Source organism: Bacillus sp. JJ634 (assembly GCF_036962285.1).
GTDB lineage: Bacteria > Bacillota > Bacilli > Bacillales > DSM-1321 > Peribacillus > Peribacillus asahii_A.
The window spans coordinates 1-2397 of sequence record NZ_JBALMU010000131.1 but is presented as its reverse complement, the minus strand read 5'-3'; the positions used below and the strand labels follow the sequence as shown (position 1 = coordinate 2397).

Here is a 2397-nt window from a genome sequence, read left to right as displayed (position 1 = left end):
TAATTTTTAAATATTTTCAATTTCTACTTTTGAGACTTCCTGAATACTAGAAATTGTGTAATACACATCAGATGTTTTTCTTTTTTGATCGACAAGTATTCTTATGGTAAGTGAGTGAATGTTTGTTTCCACATCTTTAATTCGAATGTTTTTTACATGAATATTTTCGTCCCTGATTTTTTGTAACACTTTTGAGATGTCTTCTTTTTCTTCTATTATAAGTTTAAGAAGAATTTCTTTTTGGCGAAGTGATATAGGACCAATCCAAGTAATGATAGGGGGAATAAGCTCTACACTAATAATTAAGAGAATGACCCCTGCGATTGCTTCGATAAAAAATCCAGCTCCTACAGCAATTCCGATTCCAGCAGCTCCCCAAATAATGGCGGCTGTTGTTAATCCAGAGATACTATTATCACGACGTAGAATAACGCCAGCGCCGATAAAGCCGATTCCAGAAACAATTTGCGCCGCTAGTCGAAGTGGATCCATTGTCACATTGAGCTCGTCGCTTCCAGGAAATTTAAAAGCCGACTCAATTGATACAATAGTAAGCATACAGCTGACAATAGAAATGACTAAGCTTGTTTTTAAGCCAACTGGTTTACGTTTGATTTCTCGTTCTAATCCAATAATCATTCCTAAAAAAGCAGAAATACCTAACTTTAATAGAATAAATAATTCCTCGTGTAAATTAAATGACCATTCCAACAATACCATCCCCATCCACAATAAAAACATCTATAATTTTAACTATTATAACCTCAAAAAAGGGAATTGAGATACAATGAATCTGTTAGTTTTAAGTTAAAAGAGAGGGAACTTCATGAAAGCTGCATTTATCAATCCTTATTTTGCTTTAGTAGTAGGTGTGATTACAGTTTCGTTTTCAGCAATTTTAGTGAAATTGGCATCCGCTCCATCGGGAATTATTGCCTTTTATCGCTTGTTGTTTACGGTGTTGCTATTACTACCATTTTTTCTTATTAAGCATGTTCATGAAATAAAGTTGATGATAAGGAAGGATTTCTTTCTTACGATGGCTGCGGGCATTTTTTTAGCCTTTCATTTTATTTTGTGGTTTGAGTCATTGAATTATACGACGGTTGCTAGCTCTACAGTTCTTGTCACGCTTCAGCCTATATTTGCTTTTACCGGTGCTTTTTTCTTTTTTAAAGAAAGTTTCTCCGTAAAAGTACTGATAAGTGGTGCGATAGCTATTATAGGGAGTGTCATTATTAGCTGGGGGGATTTTCGTATAAGTGGTTGGGCGCTTTTAGGGGATCTACTCGCTCTCATTGCCTGTGCTTTAGCCACAAGCTATCTACTAGTAGGTCAAGATGTTCGTAAGAGGATTTCATCTACTACATATACGTTTATCGTTTATTCATTTAGTACAATCGTGTTGTTCATTTATGTTGTAGTAGCTCAGCAACCATTGACAGGGTACCCTGTTGCTGATTGGATGTACTTTATTCTTCTAGCAATTTTTCCCACCTTATTAGGGCATTCTTTATTTAATTGGGCAATAAAATGGTTGAGTACGACGACGATTTCTATGGCGATTCTTTTAGAACCGGTCGGGGCAACAATCCTAGCGTACTTTCTTTTTGGAGAAAAAGTTATCTGGACACAACTGTTAGGCGGCGCGGTTATCTGTTATGGACTCATGATGTTTTTATATGAAGAGAGGAAACAATATAAAAAGGTTGAAAAGCGATAGGGCATTATATGCTTATCGCTTTTCTTTATTTAATAGGAATAAAATAAAGCAGCCATTCTTGTGAAAAAAAGAGCAAATAGTAAGCTCATAATCAAAGTACTTCCATTCACTTTCTCGTTTTGATTACTAATTTTAATGCCTTCTATAAAGGCGATACTAAATAAATAGAGTGCCATTAAATAAGATAGGAGTAGGCCGATTTCGGATGCATTCATTGCGTCACCTCTATAAAACCCTTTTATGTTTATATTATTCATGGCTAGTCATAATATGATAAAGGAAGAAATGTAAAACAATGAGAGAAGGAAAATCTACTTTTAAAAAAACTTTTAAAAAAGTATTGCAAACAATTTTTGTCCATGATATATTATTACTTGTCACTAAGACAACAAGTTAAATGATTACTTTAATGAGAAAACTTTTTAAAAAAAGAGGTTGACACATTAAAGGTGATTTGGTAAGATAATAAAGTCGCTGAAAAACGACAAGCATTGCTCTTTGAAAACTGAACAAAACAAAGCGCCAACGTTAATTTTTAAGTGAGCACACACTATAAAAAAGTGCAACATGAGCAAGTCAAATTCTATCGGAGAGTTTGATCCTGGCTCAGGACGAACGCTGGCGGCGTGCCTAATACATGCAAGTCGAGCGAATCAATGGGAGCTTGCTCCCGG

At 35.1% G+C, this 2397-nt stretch carries 3 protein-coding genes and 1 rRNA gene; 2 read left to right on the top strand and 2 right to left on the bottom strand.

All coding sequences use genetic code 11. The features are described from left to right. Nucleotides 1–6: 6 nt before the first annotated feature. Nucleotides 7–720, bottom strand: a complete 714-nt coding sequence (locus V7068_RS17965) for an MgtC/SapB family protein (protein ID WP_127762654.1) — start codon at nucleotides 718–720, stop codon at nucleotides 7–9. Nucleotides 721–826: 106 nt separating this feature from the next. Here V7068_RS17965 and V7068_RS17960 point away from each other — a divergent pair, with 106 nt between their 5' ends. Beyond that, on the top strand, nucleotides 827–1723 hold the full coding sequence (locus V7068_RS17960) for a DMT family transporter (RefSeq protein ID WP_499713912.1): 897 nt from the start codon (nucleotides 827–829) through the stop codon (nucleotides 1721–1723). 29 nt (nucleotides 1724–1752) lie between these two features. On the opposite strand, the gene V7068_RS17955 is transcribed toward V7068_RS17960, so the two are convergent. Beyond that, nucleotides 1753–1938: a hypothetical protein gene (locus tag V7068_RS17955; protein ID WP_252287077.1), complete on the bottom strand. Its 186-nt coding sequence runs from the start codon at nucleotides 1936–1938 to the stop codon at nucleotides 1753–1755. 368 nt (nucleotides 1939–2306) lie between these two features. Between V7068_RS17955 and V7068_RS17950 the strand changes: the two genes are divergently transcribed. Beyond that, nucleotides 2307–2397: ribosomal RNA gene (locus V7068_RS17950) — 16S ribosomal RNA — on the top strand; the annotation flags it as partial.

Bases quoted from the DNA above. Each gene is read 5' to 3' on its own strand.
- V7068_RS17965 (WP_127762654.1), bottom strand. From the start codon at position 720: ATGGTATTGTTGGAATGGTCATTTAATTTACACGAGGAATTATTTATT.
- V7068_RS17960 (WP_499713912.1), top strand. From the start codon at position 827: ATGAAAGCTGCATTTATCAATCCTTATTTTGCTTTAGTAGTAGGTGTG.
- V7068_RS17955 (WP_252287077.1), bottom strand. From the start codon at position 1,938: ATGAATGCATCCGAAATCGGCCTACTCCTATCTTATTTAATGGCACTC.